Consider the following 17,719-nt stretch of genomic DNA (forward strand, 5'->3'; position numbering starts at 1 on the left):
AATACCTTCATTGCTGCGGCTCCTTCATGATTACTGCATTGACGTTTACGTAAACTGGATTCATTTTATGCGGCACTGCAACAGCTGCTGCAAAAATTCCGGCTGCCGGTGGATGGCCGGCCAGCCGAGCCGACGGCATAAAAACGAACGACCGTTCAATTTTATGCATGACTTGCGCAAAACCGAAGACCTTTTGCCGGTTGAATCAGGGTAATACCTAGGTATTCCACCCTGCATCATGCGGGCCAGGCCGGACGCATCAGGACTGCCAGCGCGGCGCACGCTTTTGCACAAATGCCTGGGCGCCTTCCTGGGCATCCACGTCCATCATATTGGAGGCCATGGTCTGCCCGGCCAGCTGGTAGGCCGCTTCCACGCCCATTTCGCGCTGGCGATAGACCAGCGCCTTGCCCATGGCGATGGCCGTGCGCGGCTTGCTCACGATGGCCTGTACCAGGCGCTCTATTTCGGCATCGAGCCGGTCCGCAGCGACGACGCCATTGAGCAGCCCGTACTCCATGGCCTGGGCTGCGTTGATGAATTCGCCGGTCAGCAGCATCTCCATGGCTTTCTTGGCCGGCATGTTGCGCACCAGCGGCACGCTGGGCGTGGCGCAGAACAGGCCGTACTGGATGCCGCTGGTGGCAAAGCGGGCTTGGTCGCTGGCCACTGCCAGATCGCACTGCGCCACCAGCTGGCAGCCGGCCGCCGTCGCAATGCCGTGCACGCGCGCAATGACCGGCACGGCCAGCTTCTGGATGGCCAGCATGACGCGGCTGCACCGGGCAAACAGCTGCTGGTAATAGGCCAGCTCGGGATGGGCGGCCATGTCCTTGAGGTTGTGCCCCGCGCAAAAGGCCTTGCCGCTGGCCGCCAGCACCACCACGCGCGCCGATGCGTCGCAGGCGATCGCATCCAGGGCCTGCTGCAGGGCCTCCAGCATTTGCTCTCCCAGCGCGTTGAAGCGCTGCGGATCATCCAGCGTCAGCCGCACGACGCCGCGTTCGTCCTTTTCCATCCGCACCAGCGCTGGCTGCCGAGCTTGTGTCACAGCATGTCTCCTTCACTTCCAAAGGGCCTGCCAGGCCGCATCAGATATCGGCGAGAACCCTCACATGGGCCTCCACGCTGCGCGCCAGCGCAGACATCACATAGCCGCCTTCCAGACAGGACACGATGCGTCCCTTGGCATAGCGCCGCGCAATATCCTTGACCCGGGTGGTGATCCAGGCGAAGTCATTCTCGGTCATGCCCAGTTGCCCCATATCGTCTTCGCGATGGGCATCGAAGCCGGCGCTGATGAAGATCATCTCGGGCTTGAACGACTCCAGCCGCGGAATCCACATCATCTCGACGATCTCCCGGATGTCCATGCCCTTGGTATACGCGGGCACGGGCACGTTGAGCATGTTGGGGGCCGGGTCCTTGTCGCCGCTGAACGGATAGAACGGATGCTGGAAGATGCCGCACATCAGCACGCGCTCGTCGCCGGCCAGGATGTCCTCCGTGCCGTTGCCATGGTGCACGTCGAAATCGATGACAGCCACGCGGCGCAGCTGGTAGCGCTCCAGTGCATATTTGACGGCAATGGCCACGTTGTTGAAGAAGCAGAAGCCCATGGCCTGGTTGCGCGTGGCATGGTGGCCGGGCGGGCGCACGGCGCAGAAGGCATTTTCCAGCTCGCCGGCCATGACGGCATCGGTCGCGGCCAGGGCCGCACCGGCCGCCCGCAGCGCGGCCTTGAAGGTATGGCGGTTGATGGAGGTATCGGTATCGATCTGCCGGTGTTCGGGGCCGCCGGCCTGCAGCTCCTGCTCCAGGCGGCTGGTCAACCCCTGCAAAGCCGCCACATGCATGGCGTCATGCGCCAGCTCCACTTCGGTCAGCGATGCTTCGGGCGCGTCGCGCCGGTCCAGCGCGTCGCTCACGCCCGTGATGAGCAACCGGTCTTCGATGGCATCCAGGCGTGCAGGGCACTCGGGATGCCCCGGCCCCATTTCGTGCAGCCAGCAGTCCCGGTGGGTGAAATATCCTGTCTTGCCCACAGTCATGTCTCCGCAATCGTTTTTTTGGGATAACGTCGCGCCATGCACGCTCAGCACACAATCAACGCGTTACTGAATCAGCTTAACACGGTAATGGAGGGCAAGCCGGACCAGGTCAGGGACAGCGTGGCCTGCCTGATCGCGGGCGGGCATTTGCTGATCGAGGACGTGCCCGGCGTGGGCAAGACCACGCTGGCCCATGCGCTGGCCCGCAGCTTCGGCCTGCAGTTCTCTCGCGTGCAGTTCACGGCCGACCTCATGCCCAGCGACCTGACAGGCGTTTCCATCTACGACCGAGCCAGCGAGGCCTTTGCCTTCCATACCGGCCCCATCTTTGCCCAGGTGCTGCTGGCCGACGAAATCAACCGCGCCAGCCCCAAGACACAGAGCGCGCTGCTGGAGGCCATGGAGGAACGCCAGGTCACGGCCGAGGGCCGCACGCACAGCCTGCCGGCGCCGTTTTTCGTGATTGCCACGCAGAACCCGCTGGAGCAGCTGGGCACGTTTGCGTTGCCCGAAAGCCAGCTGGACCGCTTCCTGATGCGCGTCAGCCTCGGCTATCCGCATCGTGCGGCAGAGCGGCTGCTGCTGGCGGGCAATGGCCGGCGCGCCACGGCCGAGGCGCTGCTGCCCGTTGTCTCCCACGGGCAGCTGCAGCAGCTGCAGCTGCTCGCGCTGGAAATACATGCCAGCGATGCGCTGCTGGACTATGTGCAGGACCTCGTGGACGCCACGCGCAACGGCCAGTGGTTCGTGCAGGGCCTGTCGCCCCGGGCCGCCATCGCCCTTTTGCGCGCCGCCAAGGCGGTGGCCCTCATGCAGGGGCGCGACTATGTGGCGCCCGACGACGTGCAGGCCATACTGCCGCAGGTGGCAGCCCACCGTCTCGTGCCCGTGGGCAATGCGGGCCGCGGGGCGGCCGAGCAGGTGCGCGCCATGATGCACGCCGTGCCGCTGCCGTGATGCCGGTGTCGCCCGCCGCCCGGATCCGCCGCTGGATATTGGCGCGCCAGCCCCGCACGGACCAGCTCACGCTCACGCAGGCCAATGTCTACATACTGCCTTCGCGCGCCGGCTGGGCCCTGCTGCTGACGCTGCTGGTGCTGCTGGTGGCGGCCATCAACTACCAGCTCAAACTGGGCTACCTGCTGACCTTTCTGCTGGCGGGCAGCGCCGCGGCCAGTATGATCGTGGGCCACGCCAATCTGCGCGGGCTGCGCCTGCAGCTGCAGGGCGCCGGCGGCGGCTTCGCCCATGCGCCGCTGTCCATGCGCATCATGCTGGGCAACCCGGGACGGGGCCGGCGATGGGGCATCGGCCTGGCTCTTCACGAAGCGGCAAAAGCCAGGCCCGGCGACTGGACCTGGGTGGACGTGCCCGAGCAGTCCGGCACGCCGGCCGAGCTGGCCTTCACGCCCCGGCAGCGGGGCCTGCACGCCCTGCCGGCAGTCCAGGTGCTCACCCGCTATCCACTGGGTGCGTTCAAGGTCTGGGCCATCTGGCGCCCACAGACCCGGGTCTGGATCTATCCGGCGCCCGAGGCCCATCCGCCGCCGCTGCCCGAAGCCAGCCCCGAATCCGGCGGCCAGGGCCATGCCGCCGTGCGCAGCGGCGACGAGTTCGACGGCGTACGTGCCTACCGGCCCGGGGATTCGCTCAAGCTCGTGGTCTGGAAAAAGGCGGCCCAGGCCTTTGCCACGGGCAGCCATCAGCTCATCAGCCGCGACCGCCCCTATGCAAGCCAGCACAGGCTGTGGCTGGATGCGCGCGCCACGGGCTTGCACGATCCGGAAGCCTGCCTTTCGCGGCTGGCGGCCTGGGTGCTGCTGGCGCAGCAGCAGGGCCATACCTGGGGGCTGCGCCTGCCCCACGGCCAGGAAATCGCGCCCGACAGCGGAGCGGCCCATGCAACGCGCTGCCTCGAAGCGCTAGCGGCCTGCCCATGAACCACAGCTCTTCCATGGCCGACCTGTCCGCTACCCTGGCGCCTGAAAGCCTGCGCCAGCGGCTCGCCGCGCTGCCGCGCGATGCGCGCGACACCCTGTTCCTGCTGGCCGTCATCGCCTGGGTGCTGCTGCCGCAGGCCTCCCACACGCCCTGGTGGACCAGTGCCTTCGCCGCCAGCCTGCTGCTGTGGCGGGGCCAGTTGGCCTGGAAGGCCGCGCCCCTGCCCGGCCGCATGGTGCTGGCCGGCCTGCTGCTGGTGGCGGTTGCCGCGACCTGGGCCACCCACCGCACCCTGGTCGGCAGGGATGCCGGCGTGACGCTGGTCGTCCTGCTCCTGGCCTTGAAGACCCTGGAGCTTCGCGCGCGGCGCGACGCCATGGTGGTTTTCTTCCTGGGCTTTTTCGCGCTGCTGAGCAATTTCTTCCATTCGCAGTCGCCTCTCATGGCCCTGGCCATGATCGCCGGGCTCGTGGGCCTGCTCACCGCGCTGGTCAATGCCCACATGACGGCGGGCAAGCCGCCGCTGCTGCAGGCGCTGCGCACCGCCGCGCTGCTGACGCTGTGCGGCGCGCCGGTCATGCTGGCGCTGTTCATGTTCTTTCCGCGCATGGCGCCGCTGTGGGGCGTTGCGTCCGCCGACCTGGCCGGCCGCAGCGGCCTGTCGGAAAACATGCGGGTAGGCGAAGTCGCATCGCTGGCGCTGGACGACAGCGTGGCCCTGCGCCTGCGCTTTCTCACGCCCGGCGGCACGGCGCCGCCGGCAGCGGCCCTGTATTTCCGCGGTCCCGTGCTCGCGCACTTCGACGGCCGCAACTGGAGCGCTTGGCAGGCCGATCCCGCCGCATCGGCCCTGGAAATGCCGCAGCTGCGCGTGAGCGGCGAGCCGCTGCGCTACGAGATGCTGATCGAGCCCAGCAAGCGCCGCTGGCTGACCCTGCTCGACGCCGCGCGCGACGCGCCGCAACTGCCCGAAGGCGCATCCGTGGGCCGCGCCCGCATGGGAGGCGAGCTGCAATGGATCACGCAGCGGCCGATCACCGATGTGCTGCGCGTCCATGCCCAGAGCCATACGCAATTCCAGTACGGCCCGCGAGAGGCCACGCCCGAGCTGCAGCGCTATCTGCAGCTGCCGCCCGAGGGCAGCCCGGGCGGCAACCCGCGTACGCGCGCCCTGGGGCAGCAGCTGCTGGCCTCCATGGCCGGCCCCCGCTACACCCCGGCCCTGGTGCAGAAAGCACTGGAGCGGCTGCGCAGCGGCGGCTATGTCTATACGCTGGAACCCGGCGTGGTCGATGCGCTGCACACTGCCGACGATTTCTGGTTCGACAGCAAGCAGGGCTTTTGCGAGCACATCGCCTCGGCCTTTGCCGTGCTCATGCGCAGCATGGGCGTGCCGGCCCGCATCGTCACCGGCTACCAGGGCGGCGAACGCAACGCCGTGGACGGTTACTGGACCGTGCGCAACAGCGACGCACATGCCTGGGCCGAAGTCTGGGTCGCCGGCCAGGGCTGGACGCGCGTGGACCCCACGGCCGCGGTCTCGCCCGCGCGCGTGGGCCAGTTCCAGCGCCTGCAGGCGCCGCGCGGCGCCCTTGCCAGCGCCATGGGCAACCTGGTCGATACCGGCACGCTGCAGGCGCTGCGCGCCTTCTGGGAAGCCGCCAACCATCGCTGGAACCAGTGGGTGATCAACTACACGCAAAGCCGCCAGCTCCATTTGCTGCAGGGCCTGGGCCTGCAGTCGCCCGACTGGACGGATCTGCTGCGCCTGCTGGGCGCCAGCCTGGGCACCCTGGCCTTGCTGTGGCTGCTCTGGGCCCGCATGACGCGACCGCGCCCCGATGCCTGGAGCCAGTTGCTCGGCGAAGCCAGGGCCCGGCTGCAGCGCAGCGGCATTGCCGCGGGGCCCGCCACCTCGGCGCGCGCCATGGCCTTGCAGGTGCAGGCCCGCTGGCAGACCACCCACGAGCCCTGGGCCCGGGCAATGGGCCAGTGGCTGCTGGACATGGAGAAACTGCGCTACGCGCCACGCCCGCAGCCGGATTGCGTCGCCGAGCTGGCCTCGCTGCGCCGGCGCTGGCGCCAGCTGCGCGCCTTGCCGTGGCCGCCAGCCACCCAGGCCTGCGCCGACAAACCCGACGTGAACCCGCCAGCCGCCGCAGGCCTGCACTCATCCGCCACCTCATGACATCCATGCAATCACCCGCCCGCACCGCCCTGTCCGTGGCCTTCTCAATGGCACTTTCGCTAGGGCTGGCCCTGGTCCATCCGGCTGCCGCCCAGGCCGCGCCACAGCATGCCAAAGGCGCCGGAAAGGCCGCTGCCAGCCAGCCAGCGGCGGACATCTACTACGCCGGCCGGCCCGACGCCATGCTGCTGGCCGCCGAGATTGCCGAACACCACGGCCTGCCGCGCGAGTGGGTGGAAAGCATGCTGGGCCAGGCCCGCTTCCTGCCGCAAGTGCCCAGGCTGGTGACGCCGCCGGCGCGCGGCTTCGTCAAGAACTGGACGGTGTACCGCAGCCGCTTCGTCGAGCCCATACGCATCCGTGCGGGCGTGGATTTCTGGCGGGCCCACCGCGAAGCCCTGGAGCGGGCCGAGCGCCAGTTCGGCGTGCCCGCCGAAATCATCGTGGGCATCATCGGCGTGGAGACCATCTACGGCCGGCAGATGGGCAATTTCCGCGTCATGGACGCACTGGCCACGCTGTCGCTGGACTTTCCCCGTGCCCATCCGCGCGCCCAGGCGCGTACCGAATATTTCCGCGGCGAACTGGCGCAGATGCTGCTCACGGCCTACCGCTCGGGCATCGATCCGTTCTCCATCCGCGGCAGCTATGCGGGCGCCATGGGCATGGGCCAGTTCATGCCCACGAGCTGGGACAAATGGGCCGTGGACTTCGACGGCGACGGCCGCATCGACATGTTCAACAGCGCAGCCGATGCCATCGGCTCGGTGGCCAATTACTTCGTGGGCCATGGCTGGCAAAGCGGCCTGCCCTCCACCTTCGCGGTGGACATGCAGGCCGGGGGCCAGGACCTGGCCGCGCTGCAGGCCCCCGACATCCTGCCCAGCTTCACCGCGGCGCAGATGGCCGCCCGGGGCGTGCGCGTGCTGGGCGGAGAAAGCTACCAGCGTCCGCTGGCGCTGATCACGCTGGAAAACGGCAGCTCCGGCCCCACGCAATACCTGGCCGGCACCGAGAACTTCTATGCGATCACGCGCTACAACTGGTCGGCCTTCTATGCGCTGTCGGTGATCGAGCTGGGTCAGCGCGTGCACGAAGCCTATCGGGCCGGACAGCAGGCCAGCGCCTCTGGCAATCCATAAGAAAAAAGCCTCCAGCGCTTATGGAGCAAGCGCTGGAAGCTATGCAATCAGGAGTGCAGGCAACTCAAGGGCGACGCATATGGCACAGGGACGGCTGCTCGGCATCGCGGGCCGCGATCTCGCGCACCACCCTGAAGCCATAGCCCGAGCCCTCCACATCGAAAGCCACGCCCTCGCTGCCCTTGCGCTCCATCACGCCCACCACCAGCGGCTGCTGGAACTGGTGGTCTGCGGCGCGCATCCAGCCCGAACGCCCGGCCAGCTGCACGCTGGCCTGCTCCATGGCGCGCGCCACGGCCACGGTGTCGGTGCTGCCCGCGCGCTCCATGGACTGGGCCAATGCCTCCATCATGAGCTGCATGCGCATGTGCACATAGTCGTCCTCGTTGCGCGGAAAGCGCTGGCGGAAAGCCTGGTAGAACGCCCGGCTGTCGGCCACAGGCACATTGGGCAGCCAGTCGGCCACGGCCAGCACCTTGCCGACGCCGGCGTCGCCCAGCGCGGCGGGCGCGCCCAACGCATTGCCGTAGAAGGTGTAAAAGCGCCCCTCGTACCCTGCCTCGCGCGCCGCCTTGACCAGCAGCATCAGGTCATTGCCCCAGTTGCCCGTGATCACCGCCTGGGCGCCGCTTTGCCGGATCTTGGCCGCATAGGGCGCGAAGTCCTTGACGCGGCCCACCGGATGCAGCTCGTCGCCCACGATGCGGATGTCCGGACGCTGCACGGCCAATTGCCGGCGCGCCTCGCGCAGCACGGCCTGGCCGAAGCTGTAGTCCTGCCCGATCAGATAGGCGCTGTGCACGGCCTTGTCGTCCCGGATCACCTGCATCAGGGCCGCCATGCGCATGTCGGCATGGGCATCGAAGCGGAAATGCCAGAAGCTGCATTTCTCGTTGGTCAGCGCCGGGTCCACGGCCGAGTAATTGAGATACAGCACGCGGCGCTCGGGGTCGCGCTCGTTGTGCTTTTCAATCGCATCCAGCAAGGCCGCCGCCGTGGCCGAGGAATTGCCCTGCATGACCACGCGCACGCCGTCGTCGATGGCCGAGCGCAGCGCCGACAGCGCCTCCTCGTTCTGGCCCTTGCTGTCGTAGCGCACGATGGCCAGCGGCCGGGCCCCGCCCTGCGCTGGCGGCAGCCGCACGCCGCCGCGCGCGTTCACGCGCTCGGCGGCCCACAGCAGGTTGCGAAACACGGCCTCTCCCGTGTTGGCGAAGGGACCGGACAGGCTTTCGATCAAGGCCAGCCGGATCGGGCGGGCCTCCTTCACCGAATTCCCGGCCATGGCGTCAAAAGCGCTCAATGGTCCGGCCCATAGTGCCAACTGCAGGTATTTCAAGGCCTGGCGGCGCAATTTATTCATCCCAAAATCCTCTTGAAATGCATTGCGAGCCACCTACCTATGAACCAAGCGGCAGCAACGCAAGCCGCGCAGTGTATAGGCAACGACTGACGCAAAACGGGTCGAAGCAGAACGCCGCCTCCTGGCTGCGGACCTGGATTCATTCTTGTTTGCGCCAGTCAAATTTGGAGTTAACCACCATGATCTTCGCCCCTGTGATGAGCCGCAACAGCTTTGTCTCCCCCCGTGCAGCCGACCTGGCCCTGCAGCGCTTTCTGCAAGAAACCCTGGGCGCCTCCAGCCCCGTGCAGCAACAGGTCCAGGTCAGCCGCGACGACAAGGCCACCACGCTCGCGCTGGACGTTCCCGGCCTGGCGCGCGAGCAGCTGCAGCTCGCCATCGAAGGTGCCGTCGTCCGCCTGCAGAGCGTGGAAGGCGCTGCCCGCCAGGTGAAGCGCGCCTGGGAACTGGACCATGAGATCGACGCCGCGGCCAGCAAGGCCAAGCTCGAAAACGGCGTGCTGACACTGACACTGGCCAAGCTGGAGCCGCAGAGCAAGGCCACGGTCCTGCCCATCGAATAAGCGCTAAGGCGGTGCCGGCCGATGTGGCCGCCGCCTGACGTTTTCGGAGCTGGCCGGCCTGCCCGACATCCTTTCTTCCGTCTTCTTTAGCACCGGCAGGCCGAACGGCAGAAAGCCCGCAATGCGCAATGCACTGCGGGCTTTTTTTAGTCCGCCGCTCCGGATCGCGGAGCTTCAGCCCAAGGGTATTCAGGCCGCCGCGATGGCTTCGGCAGTCCCGGCAGCCGCCGGCGCCTGGCGCAGCGTCCTGGCGGCGGCCACCATATGGGTCAGGGCCGCGATCACTTCGCTCCACTGGCGTGTCTTGAGGCCACAGTCGGGATTGACCCACAGGCGCCCGGCCGGAATGCGCCCGGCCGCCTTTCGCATCAGTTGCACGATGTGATCCTGCGTCGGGATGTTGGGCGAATGGATGTCGTAGACGCCGGGACCGATTCCGTTCGGGTACCGGAAGTTCTCGAACGCATCGAGCAGTTCCATGTCCGAGCGCGAAGTCTCGATGGTGATCACGTCGGCATCCATGTCGGCAATCGAGGCCATGATGTCGTTGAACTCCGAATAGCACATGTGGGTGTGGATCTGCGTGTCGTCGGCCACGCCGTTGGCCGCGATGCGGAAGCACTCCACGGCCCAGTGCAGGTACGCCTTCCATTGCGACTTGCGCAGCGGCAGGCCTTCGCGCAGTGCCGCCTCGTCGATCTGGATCACGCGCACACCGGCCCTTTCCAGGTCCAGCACCTCCTCGCGTATCGCCAGCGCCAGCTGCCTGCAGGAGACCGGGCGCGGCTGGTCGTCGCGCACAAAGGACCAGTTCAGCATCGTCACCGGCCCCGTCAGCATGCCCTTCATGGGCTTGGACGTGAGCGACTGCGCATAGGTGATCCACTCCACCGTCATGGCCCGGGGTCGGCTGATGTCGCCGAACAGGATGGGCGGCTTCACGCAGCGCGAGCCATAGGACTGCACCCAGCCGAACTGGCTCAACGCATAGCCGGCCAGCTGTTCGCCGAAGTATTCGACCATGTCGTTGCGTTCGGCCTCGCCATGCACCAGCACATCCAGGCCCAGCGCCTCCTGCTCGCGCACGCTGCGCTCTATCTCGGCGCGCATGGCCGCCCGGTAGAGCGCCGCATCCAGCCTGCCGGCCTTGAACTCGCTGCGCGCGCGCCGGATATCGGCCGTCTGCGGGAACGAGCCTATGGTCGTCGTCGGATAGGCCGGCAGCTTCAGCAGCCTGGCTTGCCGGGCCGCGCGCACGCCGTAGGCGCTGCGGCGTTCGCCCATGCGGAAATCGATGGTGGCCGTGGCAGCCTGCACGGCCGGGTTGTTGACGCGCGGCGACGCGCGGCGGGATGCCAGGGCCGCGGCGTTGGCCGCCAGCTGCGCCTTCACTGCCTCGCGGCCTTCGCGCAAGGCCCTGCCCAGCACGCGCAGCTCTTCGAGCTTTTGCAGCGCGTAGGCCAGCCAGGATTTGATCTCGGCGTCGAGCTTGCCCTCCTGGGCCAGGTCCACGGGCACATGCAGCAGCGAGCAGCTGGGCGCGATCCACAGGCGCTCGCCCAGGCGCTCGGCCAGCGGCTCCACCCAGTCGAGCACGGCCGCCAGGTCCGTCTTCCAGATGTTGCGGCCATTGATCACGCCCAGCGACAGCACCTTGTGCGCAGGCAGCAGGCCCAGCAATTGCTGCACATCCTCACGGCCGTTGACGGCGTCGACATGCAGGCCGGCCACGGGCAGATTGGCCGCCAGGTATTTGTTCTCCGCCAGGTCGCCGAAATACGTGGCCAGCAGCAGCTTGGCCTTGGCGGCCTTCAGGTGGTGGTAGGCCGCGTTGAACGCATGCTGCCAGTCCGCGTCGAGCTCGGTCACGAGGATGGGCTCGTCGACCTGCACCCACTCCACGCCCTGCGCCGCCAGGGTGTCGAGCAGCTCGGCATACACGGGCAGCAGGCGCGGCAGCAGATCGAGTTTGTTGGAACCGTCCTTGGCCTTGCCCAGGGCCAGGTAGGTGACGGGGCCGATGATGACGGGCTTGGATCTCACGCCTTGCGCCCTGGCCTCGGACAGCTGCTCCAGCAACCGCGTGGCATCGAGCTTGAACGTGGTGCCGGCCGTGAATTCGGGCACGATGTAATGGTAGTTGGTGTCGAACCACTTGGTCATCTCGCCGGCGGCCACGCCGCCGCAGCAGCCCGGATGGTCCCCGGTCCCCGTTGCCGAACGGCCGCGGGCCACGCGGAAATAGTTATCCAGGGCTTCGCCATGGAAGCCCTGCACGCGCTCGGGCAGATGGCCCAGCGTGAAGCTCATGTCCAGCACCTGATCGTAGAAGGAGAAGTCGCCCACGGGCACGAGATCCAGGCCCTGCTGCTCGCTCCAGTGGCGCTGGCGCAGCGCGGCGCCTAAAGCCTTCAGCTCGTCGCGCGAGGATTCGCCCCTCCAGTAGGCCTCGAGCGCGAACTTGAGTTCCCGCCGGGCGCCGATGCGGGGAAAGCCGAGGTTGTGAATGGTCGTCATGGAAATTCTTGGATGAGAAAACAAGGGTTCGGAAGGAGTGAACGCATTCTGGTTTCTTCAATCCATGAAGTAAAATGGTCTTATCTCACACATCCATGAATTTCATTCATTAAATGCTGGAACGCATCCATCTGGCCATCGTCCAGGAAGTCGAGAAACAGGGCTCGCTCACGGCTGCGGCCGACGTGCTGTGCGTCACCCAGTCGGCGCTGAGCCACAGCATGAAAAAGCTGGAGCAGCAACTGGGCACCGATATCTGTCTGCGCGAAGGCCGCAGCCTGCGCCTCACGCAGGCGGGCCGGTACCTGCTGGCCGTGGCGGGCCGCGTGCTGCCGCAGCTGGACCTGGCCGAAGAGCGCCTGCGCCAGTTCGCCCAGGGTGAGCGCGGCGCGCTGCGCATCGGCATGGAATGCCACCCCTGCTACCAGTGGCTGCTCAGGATCGTCTCGCCCTACCTGAGCGCCTGGCCCGACGTGGATGTGGACGTGAAGCAGAAATTCCAGTTCGGCGGCATCGGCGCGCTGTTCGGCTACGAGATCGACCTGCTGGTCACGCCCGACCCGCTGTTCAAGCCCGGGCTGCAGTTCGTGCCCGTGTTCGACTACGAGCAGGTGCTCGTGGTGGCCGGCTCGCATCCGCTGGCCCGGGCCGAATACGTGCTGCCCCGGCATCTGGACCGGGAAGTGCTGATCACCTACCCCGTGGCCACGGACCGGCTGGACATCTACAACCAGTTCCTGCTGCCCGCCGGCATTGCGCCGCGCCGCCACAAGACCATAGAGACCACGGACATCATGCTGCAGATGGTGGCCAGCGGCCGCGGCGTGGCCGCGCTGCCGCGCTGGCTGGTGCTCGAATATGCGAGCAAGATGGATGTGGTGCCCGTGCGCCTGGGCAGGAAAGGCATTGCCAAGCAGATCCACCTGGGTGCACGCGAGGCCGATCTCGATATCGGCTATCTGCGCGCCTTCATCGAGCTGGCGCAGCAGCCGGTGCCAGGAACTCCAAACCACGAAGCCTAGCAAAAGAAAAGCCTGCAAGAACTACCTTGCAAGCTTTTCAACTGATTCAGAGCACGATCACCTGAATCAGGTCAATTCAGCGGTCACGGATTCCATAAGGATAAGGTGGGAAGTCAGTAGGATAGCCGTCCATGTCCACAGGTACCTGGCTGCTGCCTATGTAAAGCTGCTCATAAGTTGCACTGATTTTGGCGCCAACAAGCATTTTCCTGACATTTCCCAGCGCCTCTCCTTCGCTGGGCACTAATAACAGGCTGGCGCTGGCCTCATATCCATTAAAGGTAGCTTTAATACGCGCGGCCTTACTCCAACCCGGAGTACTGGCAGCGCTCCAGGAAAGGTCATAGTTCTCTATCACACGTCCTATCGGTTGAGAGCAATTCCGATCACCATAGATGACTGTTGTCTGTATCAGCTTGGTTTCGAATATTTCCAATTTTTCAACCCGGAGCGATCCGCCATTCTTCTGTTCACTCGCAGGTACCAGCTCCCAGTTATTCGTACAAACCTGATCAACTTGCCAGATGCCCAAGAACGGCGTTGCAACGCTTGCGCTATTTCCGGCAATCCCTGTATCCGTGCCCTGCCCTGCAGAAGTCTCCAGAGCAGGCGACGTTGAGCTCCCTCCCTCTCCTCCTCCACATGCAGCCAGGACAATGGCAGTTGCGCCAGCAACCACCCATAAACTCCATTGTTTCCTCATTCTCTCGCCTTTGATTTCTTTGCGTTACACCGCCATTGCAGCAGTTTTTTGCAGAAGGATTCCCTTCTGCGCACGGTAGTATGCCGAAATATTGGGCAATGCAGCACACCTAGCCATAGCCGATTGTTTCTTTCAGGCAACTTTTAGCCCCTACTCAAGAAACATCCACCTCTAAAAATCGAAGAAAAGTCAATAGGCTTAAGCAAAGGCAAGCAGTTTTGACCTGACTGAAGAATGCTTGCGGCAGCTTTGCTGCTCACTATTGATACGCAGCATTATGAGAATTTCCTCCGCGCCCAATCAAATAGAAGCAAAAATTCCAGAAATTCTTTTTGAATAAGCTCCATTGGCAAAAAAAAGACAGACCATCGGTCTGCCTTTTGATTTTTACTGCAGCGTATCCAGCGGCCAGCGCGGCTTCACGTCGAAGGCGTATTCCTTGTTCGCCTGTTCACGCCCGGCCTGCAGGCGCATGGCCGCGGCCATGGCGATCATGGCGCCGTTGTCGGTGCACAGATGCAGCTCGGGGTAGTGAACCCGAATCTTGCGCTGGGCGCATGCGGCATCGAGCTGTTCGCGCAGCAGCCTGTTGGCACCCACGCCGCCGGCCACCACCACGCGCTTCATGCCGGTCTGCTGCAGCGCGGCCAGGGTCTTCTTGACCAGCACCTCGACGATGGCCGCCTGGGTGCTGGCCGCGAGATCGGCCTTGCGCGCCTCCAGCTCTTCGCCCAGTTTCTTGGCCTGGGTCAGCACGGCGGTCTTCAGGCCGGCGAACGAGAAATCCAGATCGCCCGAATGCAGCAGCGGGCGCGGCAGCTTGAAAGCCTTGGCATCGCCGCCCTCGGCAAGCCGGGACAGCACGGGGCCGCCCGGATACGGCAGGCCCATGAGCTTGGCGGACTTGTCGAAGGCCTCGCCCGCCGCGTCGTCGATGGTTTCGCCCAGGATCGCGTACTGCCCCACGCCGTCCACGCGCATCAGCTGCGTATGGCCGCCGGAGACCAGCAGGGCCACGAACGGGAATTCGGGCGGATCCTCGCTCAGAAAGGGCGAGAGCAGATGCCCTTCGAGGTGGTGCACGCCGAGCACGGGCTTGTCCAGTGCCGCGGCCATGGCGCAGGCCGCGCCCGCGCCCACCAGCAGGGCGCCCGCCAGCCCCGGCCCGCGCGTGAAGGCGACCACGTCCACCTGCTCCAGCGTGGCGCCGGAATCGGCCAGCACTTTTTCCGTCAGCGGCAGCACGCGGCGGATGTGGTCGCGGCTGGCCAGCTCGGGCACCACGCCGCCATAGGCGCGGTGCATCTCGATCTGGCTGTGCAGCGCGTGCGAAAGCAGGACAGGCACGCCTTTGCCCGCATCGGCACGCACCAGGGCCACGCCGGTCTCGTCGCAGGAGGATTCGATTCCCAGGATCAGCAAACTCATGGCCGCAAGTGTAGGTGCTGCGGCTCGCCGGCGCAGGAAAGGCGGGCATTGGCCCTGCCCGCCTTTTTGTGTCTGCCGCCCCGGAGTTGCGGCATTTCCAATGGGCGCGTGAAACCGACATGCCCCCAGCCAGAAACGGTCAGCCAGGGCCGCCCGCGGCAGGGGCTGTCCGGGCAAAGGCCGCCGCCTCCTTCAGAGGGAGGCGGCGCAGGCGCGCAGGAGCAGGTCAGGCATGCGTACCCGAGATGTAGTGCTCCAGCTGCTGGATCGTGAACTGTTGGGCCGAGATGATTTCCTTGACGATGTCGCCGATGGAGATCAGTCCCAGCAGCTGGCGCTGCTCGTCCACCACGGGCAGGTGGCGTATGCGGTTGCTGGTCATCAGCGACATGCACTCCTCGCTGGTCTGGTGCGGCAGCACGCAATGGACCTTGCGCGTCATGACTTCCTCGACCTTGGTGCTGCCCGAGCTGCGGCCCTGCAGGGCGATCTTGCGGGCATAGTCGCGCTCGGTCACGATGCCGGCGATCGCTCCGCCCTCCAGCACCAGCAGGGCGCCTATGCCTTTGTCGGCCATGCGCTGCAGCGCCACCAGCATGGTATCGGAGGGGGTCACGCTGTGGATGGCGCTGTTGCCTTTGGCGCGCAGGATGTCGGCTACGGTCGTCATAGGGTCCTCCTTTGGGGTTCAGAAAAAGCCGGTGCGGCGGGTCGCTGCACACAGGGACTGAAAACCAGTGTGAGGAGCTTGTTGCATTGCGGCAATCAGGCTATGCCCGTATGGCCCGCAGGAAAACAGCTTCCTGCGCGCGCCATCGCGTTCCCCAAGGCAAAAAGGCAGCCGAAGCTGCCTTTTTTTATCCTGCGGCCGGAATCAGCGGCGGCCGCCCAGCAGGCTGCCGCCCAGCTTGAACAGGTCGCCCATGTCCAGCTTGCCATCGCCATTCTGGTCCAGCAGGCTTCCCAGGATGCCGCCGGCTACGCCGCCTTGCGACTGGATCTGGCTGCTTTCCTGCCCCAGGGTGTTGCCCAGTTCGCTGGCGCCCATGCCCTGGGACTGCACGCGATGGGCCAGAAAGGACATCACCAGGGGCGCTAGCATGGCCAGCAGCTGGCCGGCGTTGCTGCCCAGTCCCGTCGCCTGGCCCAGCTGCGCCTGGGCCTGATCCTGGTTGCCGCCGAAGATATGGCCCAGGATGGAGCCGCCATCGGCCTGCGCGGCATTGGCTCCAGCGCCACCGCCGCCCAGCACGGAGCCCAGGATGCTGCCCAGGCCGCCCGCGCCGCCGCCGGCCCCGCCCAGCAATCCGCCCAGGCCCCCAAGCAGGCCACCCAGGTCCATGGCGCCGTTGGCACTGCTGTGGTCACGCTGCAGCGCGCCAAGCAGAGCGGCCGCGCCCTGGGGCTGGGAGGCGTTCTGCCCCAAGGCTCCGAACAGCATGGGCAGGGCCACGCCCACGGCCTGCTCGGCCTGCGCGCTGTCCACGCCCAGTTGCTGGGCCAGCCCCTGCATGGGCGCGCCCTGCAGCTGGCCCATGAGTTCGTCCGTCAGTGATGCGCTGGTGTTCATGAAAAGCTCCTGAAAAAACAGAGCACATCGTACGCGTGCCCGGTGACAGCAAATGTGAGCAATGTTCAGGCCCGCAAGTCCGCAGCCCTGCGGTATTCAGTTATTAACCACCGCCGGGCTGCAGGCGCAAGCACTCACATGTATATATAACGAACAAGTCTTATGGATTGCTGTTTTTATGACGACAATTACATGAATCATGAGCATCAGCGCCTATCTCAAGGAAATCGGCCGCGGCACCAAGGGTGCGCGGTCGCTTTCGCGTGCACAAGCCCGGGAACTCATGGGCCTGCTGCTCGACAACCAGGTCAGCGACCTGGATCTGGGCGCGTTCTGCATTGCCATGCGCTTCAAGGGCGAATCCGCCGAAGAGCTGGCCGGTTTTCTCGATGCGGTGGCGGCACGGCAGGCGCCCTGGCCGCGGCCGGAGGTTCCCGTCGTCGTGCTGCCCAGCTACAACGGCGCGCGCAAGCTGCCCAATCTCACGCCGCTGCTGGCCGCGCTGCTGGCCCGCGAAGGCCTGCCGGTGCTGGTGCACGGCTGCGACACTGAAGACAGACGCATCGGCACCCAGGCCGTGTGGAGCGCGCTGCAATGGCCGGTGCTGGCAGCCCCCGCCGCGCTGCAGCCTGGCCAGGCCGTCTGGATGCGCACCCGCCATCTGCTGCCGGCGCTGGAAAAGCTGCTGCAGCTGCGCCGCCGCATCGGGCTGCGCAACCCGGCGCACAGCATCGTCAAGCTGCTCGATCCGCTGGAACGCCCCCTGCCCGGCCGCACGACCCTCCCCAGCCTGGTGGTGGGCAGCTACACCCATCCCGACTATGCCCATCCCATGGCCGAGACACTGGCCCTGCGCCAGGCCAGCGGACTGCTGCTGCGCGGCACCGAAGGTGAGCCGGTGGCGGCGCCCAACCGCGAGCCGGCCAGCCAGGGCCTGCTGGCCGGCCAGACCTGCTTTGCACGCTCGGCCGTGCACAGCAGTCTGTATGCCGACGAGACAGCCGCTGCGCCGCAGCTGCCCCAGGGCCTCGATGCCCTCCAGACTGCGCAGCTCATCCGCGACATGCTGGGCGGGCACCGGCCCGTTCCCGCGCCCATCGCGCAACAGGTGCAACAGATCAAAACCCTGCATGCGGCCATGTGCGCGCCCAATCCCCATAACATCGGCCGGTTGCAGGGCCTGAGCCGCGACTGAAACGCGCCGCAGGCGCCGACCTCTCCAGAACCCTAG

Annotated in this window: 16 protein-coding genes; 7 read left to right on the forward strand and 9 right to left on the reverse strand. The window is 66.1% G+C overall.

Annotated elements, in window-relative coordinates; translation table 11 throughout:
* Nucleotides 1–7: 7 nt before the first annotated feature.
* The 3 genes from Cte04_RS10275 to Cte04_RS10285 form a co-directional block, all read right to left on the reverse strand.
* Nucleotides 8–169 (reverse strand): hypothetical protein, encoded by a 162-nt coding sequence (locus Cte04_RS10275; protein ID WP_157081926.1) that lies wholly within the window; start codon nt 167–169, stop codon nt 8–10.
* A 90-nt stretch (nt 170–259) separates the two neighbouring features.
* Entirely contained in the window at nt 260–1,051 is a 792-nt protein-coding gene (locus tag Cte04_RS10280) for an enoyl-CoA hydratase (RefSeq protein WP_157081928.1), read from the reverse strand.
* Nucleotides 1,052–1,091: 40 nt separating this feature from the next.
* Nucleotides 1,092–2,051 (reverse strand): histone deacetylase family protein, encoded by a 960-nt coding sequence (locus Cte04_RS10285; protein ID WP_066476247.1) that lies wholly within the window; start codon nt 2,049–2,051, stop codon nt 1,092–1,094.
* 36 nt (nt 2,052–2,087) lie between these two features.
* Here Cte04_RS10285 and Cte04_RS10290 point away from each other — a divergent pair, with 36 nt between their 5' ends.
* From Cte04_RS10290 to mltB, 4 genes are read left to right on the forward strand one after another with little or no spacing between them, the layout of a single operon-like run.
* On the forward strand, nt 2,088–3,008 hold the full coding sequence (locus tag Cte04_RS10290) for an AAA family ATPase (RefSeq protein ID WP_066476249.1): 921 nt from the start codon (nt 2,088–2,090) through the stop codon (nt 3,006–3,008).
* Nucleotides 3,008–3,991, forward strand: a complete 984-nt coding sequence (locus tag Cte04_RS10295) for a DUF58 domain-containing protein (RefSeq protein ID WP_066476251.1) — start codon at nt 3,008–3,010, stop codon at nt 3,989–3,991. The genes Cte04_RS10290 and Cte04_RS10295 overlap by 1 nt, the downstream gene beginning before the upstream one ends.
* Nucleotides 3,988–6,180, forward strand: a complete 2,193-nt coding sequence (locus Cte04_RS10300) for a transglutaminase TgpA family protein (RefSeq protein ID WP_083526604.1) — start codon at nt 3,988–3,990, stop codon at nt 6,178–6,180. Before Cte04_RS10295 ends, Cte04_RS10300 begins: the two co-directional genes overlap by 4 nt.
* Before the next feature lie 5 nt (nt 6,181–6,185).
* Nucleotides 6,186–7,322 carry a lytic murein transglycosylase B gene (gene mltB, locus Cte04_RS10305; protein ID WP_066477022.1) on the forward strand — a complete coding sequence of 379 codons (1,137 nt, stop codon included), beginning with the start codon at nt 6,186–6,188 and terminating at the stop codon, nt 7,320–7,322.
* A 64-nt stretch (nt 7,323–7,386) separates the two neighbouring features.
* Here the strand turns inward: mltB and Cte04_RS10310 are convergent, their stop codons facing one another.
* Nucleotides 7,387–8,685, reverse strand: coding sequence for a branched-chain amino acid ABC transporter substrate-binding protein (locus Cte04_RS10310; protein WP_066476252.1), 1,299 nt, complete (start codon nt 8,683–8,685; stop codon nt 7,387–7,389).
* A 179-nt stretch (nt 8,686–8,864) separates the two neighbouring features.
* On the opposite strand from Cte04_RS10310, the gene Cte04_RS10315 reads away from it, so the two are divergent.
* Nucleotides 8,865–9,248, forward strand: coding sequence for an Hsp20/alpha crystallin family protein (locus tag Cte04_RS10315; RefSeq protein WP_066476253.1), 384 nt, complete (start codon nt 8,865–8,867; stop codon nt 9,246–9,248).
* Nucleotides 9,249–9,437: 189 nt separating this feature from the next.
* Here Cte04_RS10315 and metE read toward each other — a convergent pair whose 3' ends face one another.
* Nucleotides 9,438–11,765 carry a 5-methyltetrahydropteroyltriglutamate--homocysteine S-methyltransferase gene (metE, locus tag Cte04_RS10320; RefSeq protein ID WP_066476258.1) on the reverse strand — a complete coding sequence of 776 codons (2,328 nt, stop codon included), beginning with the start codon at nt 11,763–11,765 and terminating at the stop codon, nt 9,438–9,440.
* Nucleotides 11,766–11,878: 113 nt separating this feature from the next.
* Between metE and Cte04_RS10325 the strand changes: the two genes are divergently transcribed.
* Nucleotides 11,879–12,787, forward strand: coding sequence for a LysR family transcriptional regulator (locus tag Cte04_RS10325; protein WP_066476260.1), 909 nt, complete (start codon nt 11,879–11,881; stop codon nt 12,785–12,787).
* Between the two features lie 76 nt (nt 12,788–12,863).
* Here the strand turns inward: Cte04_RS10325 and Cte04_RS10330 are convergent, their stop codons facing one another.
* The 4 genes from Cte04_RS10330 to Cte04_RS10345 form a co-directional block, all read right to left on the reverse strand.
* Nucleotides 12,864–13,490 (reverse strand): hypothetical protein, encoded by a 627-nt coding sequence (locus tag Cte04_RS10330; protein ID WP_157081932.1) that lies wholly within the window; start codon nt 13,488–13,490, stop codon nt 12,864–12,866.
* Nucleotides 13,491–13,877: 387 nt separating this feature from the next.
* Nucleotides 13,878–14,918: a tRNA (adenosine(37)-N6)-threonylcarbamoyltransferase complex transferase subunit TsaD gene (tsaD, locus tag Cte04_RS10335; protein WP_066476263.1), complete on the reverse strand. Its 1,041-nt coding sequence runs from the start codon at nt 14,916–14,918 to the stop codon at nt 13,878–13,880.
* A gap of 226 nt (nt 14,919–15,144) precedes the next feature.
* Nucleotides 15,145–15,588, reverse strand: coding sequence for a CBS domain-containing protein (locus tag Cte04_RS10340; RefSeq protein ID WP_066476267.1), 444 nt, complete (start codon nt 15,586–15,588; stop codon nt 15,145–15,147).
* Between the two features lie 204 nt (nt 15,589–15,792).
* Complete coding sequence (locus Cte04_RS10345; protein WP_066476296.1) at nt 15,793–16,488, reverse strand: DUF937 domain-containing protein; 696 nt, start codon at nt 16,486–16,488, stop codon at nt 15,793–15,795.
* 199 nt (nt 16,489–16,687) lie between these two features.
* Between Cte04_RS10345 and ybiB the strand changes: the two genes are divergently transcribed.
* Nucleotides 16,688–17,683: a DNA-binding protein YbiB gene (gene ybiB, locus Cte04_RS10350; protein WP_066476298.1), complete on the forward strand. Its 996-nt coding sequence runs from the start codon at nt 16,688–16,690 to the stop codon at nt 17,681–17,683.
* The last annotated feature ends 36 nt before the right edge of the window (nt 17,684–17,719 follow it).

The organism is Comamonas terrae (assembly GCF_001544075.1).
Lineage (GTDB): Bacteria > Pseudomonadota > Gammaproteobacteria > Burkholderiales > Burkholderiaceae_C > Comamonas > Comamonas terrae.

What these genes read in the sequence shown, in the direction of transcription:
- metE (WP_066476258.1), bottom strand. Translation starts at nt 11,765, where the DNA reads ATGACGACCATTCACAACCTCGGCTTTCCCCGCATCGGCGCCCGGCGG.
- Cte04_RS10325 (WP_066476260.1), top strand. Translation starts at nt 11,879, where the DNA reads ATGCTGGAACGCATCCATCTGGCCATCGTCCAGGAAGTCGAGAAACAG.
- Cte04_RS10300 (WP_083526604.1), top strand. Translation starts at nt 3,988, where the DNA reads ATGAACCACAGCTCTTCCATGGCCGACCTGTCCGCTACCCTGGCGCCT.
- tsaD (WP_066476263.1), bottom strand. Translation starts at nt 14,918, where the DNA reads ATGAGTTTGCTGATCCTGGGAATCGAATCCTCCTGCGACGAGACCGGC.
- Cte04_RS10310 (WP_066476252.1), bottom strand. Translation starts at nt 8,685, where the DNA reads ATGAATAAATTGCGCCGCCAGGCCTTGAAATACCTGCAGTTGGCACTA.
- ybiB (WP_066476298.1), top strand. Translation starts at nt 16,688, where the DNA reads ATGAGCATCAGCGCCTATCTCAAGGAAATCGGCCGCGGCACCAAGGGT.
- Cte04_RS10340 (WP_066476267.1), bottom strand. Translation starts at nt 15,588, where the DNA reads ATGACGACCGTAGCCGACATCCTGCGCGCCAAAGGCAACAGCGCCATC.
- Cte04_RS10275 (WP_157081926.1), bottom strand. Translation starts at nt 169, where the DNA reads ATGCATAAAATTGAACGGTCGTTCGTTTTTATGCCGTCGGCTCGGCTG.
- Cte04_RS10315 (WP_066476253.1), top strand. Translation starts at nt 8,865, where the DNA reads ATGATCTTCGCCCCTGTGATGAGCCGCAACAGCTTTGTCTCCCCCCGT.
- mltB (WP_066477022.1), top strand. Translation starts at nt 6,186, where the DNA reads ATGCAATCACCCGCCCGCACCGCCCTGTCCGTGGCCTTCTCAATGGCA.
- Cte04_RS10285 (WP_066476247.1), bottom strand. Translation starts at nt 2,051, where the DNA reads ATGACTGTGGGCAAGACAGGATATTTCACCCACCGGGACTGCTGGCTG.
- Cte04_RS10295 (WP_066476251.1), top strand. Translation starts at nt 3,008, where the DNA reads ATGCCGGTGTCGCCCGCCGCCCGGATCCGCCGCTGGATATTGGCGCGC.
- Cte04_RS10330 (WP_157081932.1), bottom strand. Translation starts at nt 13,490, where the DNA reads ATGAGGAAACAATGGAGTTTATGGGTGGTTGCTGGCGCAACTGCCATT.
- Cte04_RS10345 (WP_066476296.1), bottom strand. Translation starts at nt 16,488, where the DNA reads ATGAACACCAGCGCATCACTGACGGACGAACTCATGGGCCAGCTGCAG.
- Cte04_RS10290 (WP_066476249.1), top strand. Translation starts at nt 2,088, where the DNA reads ATGCACGCTCAGCACACAATCAACGCGTTACTGAATCAGCTTAACACG.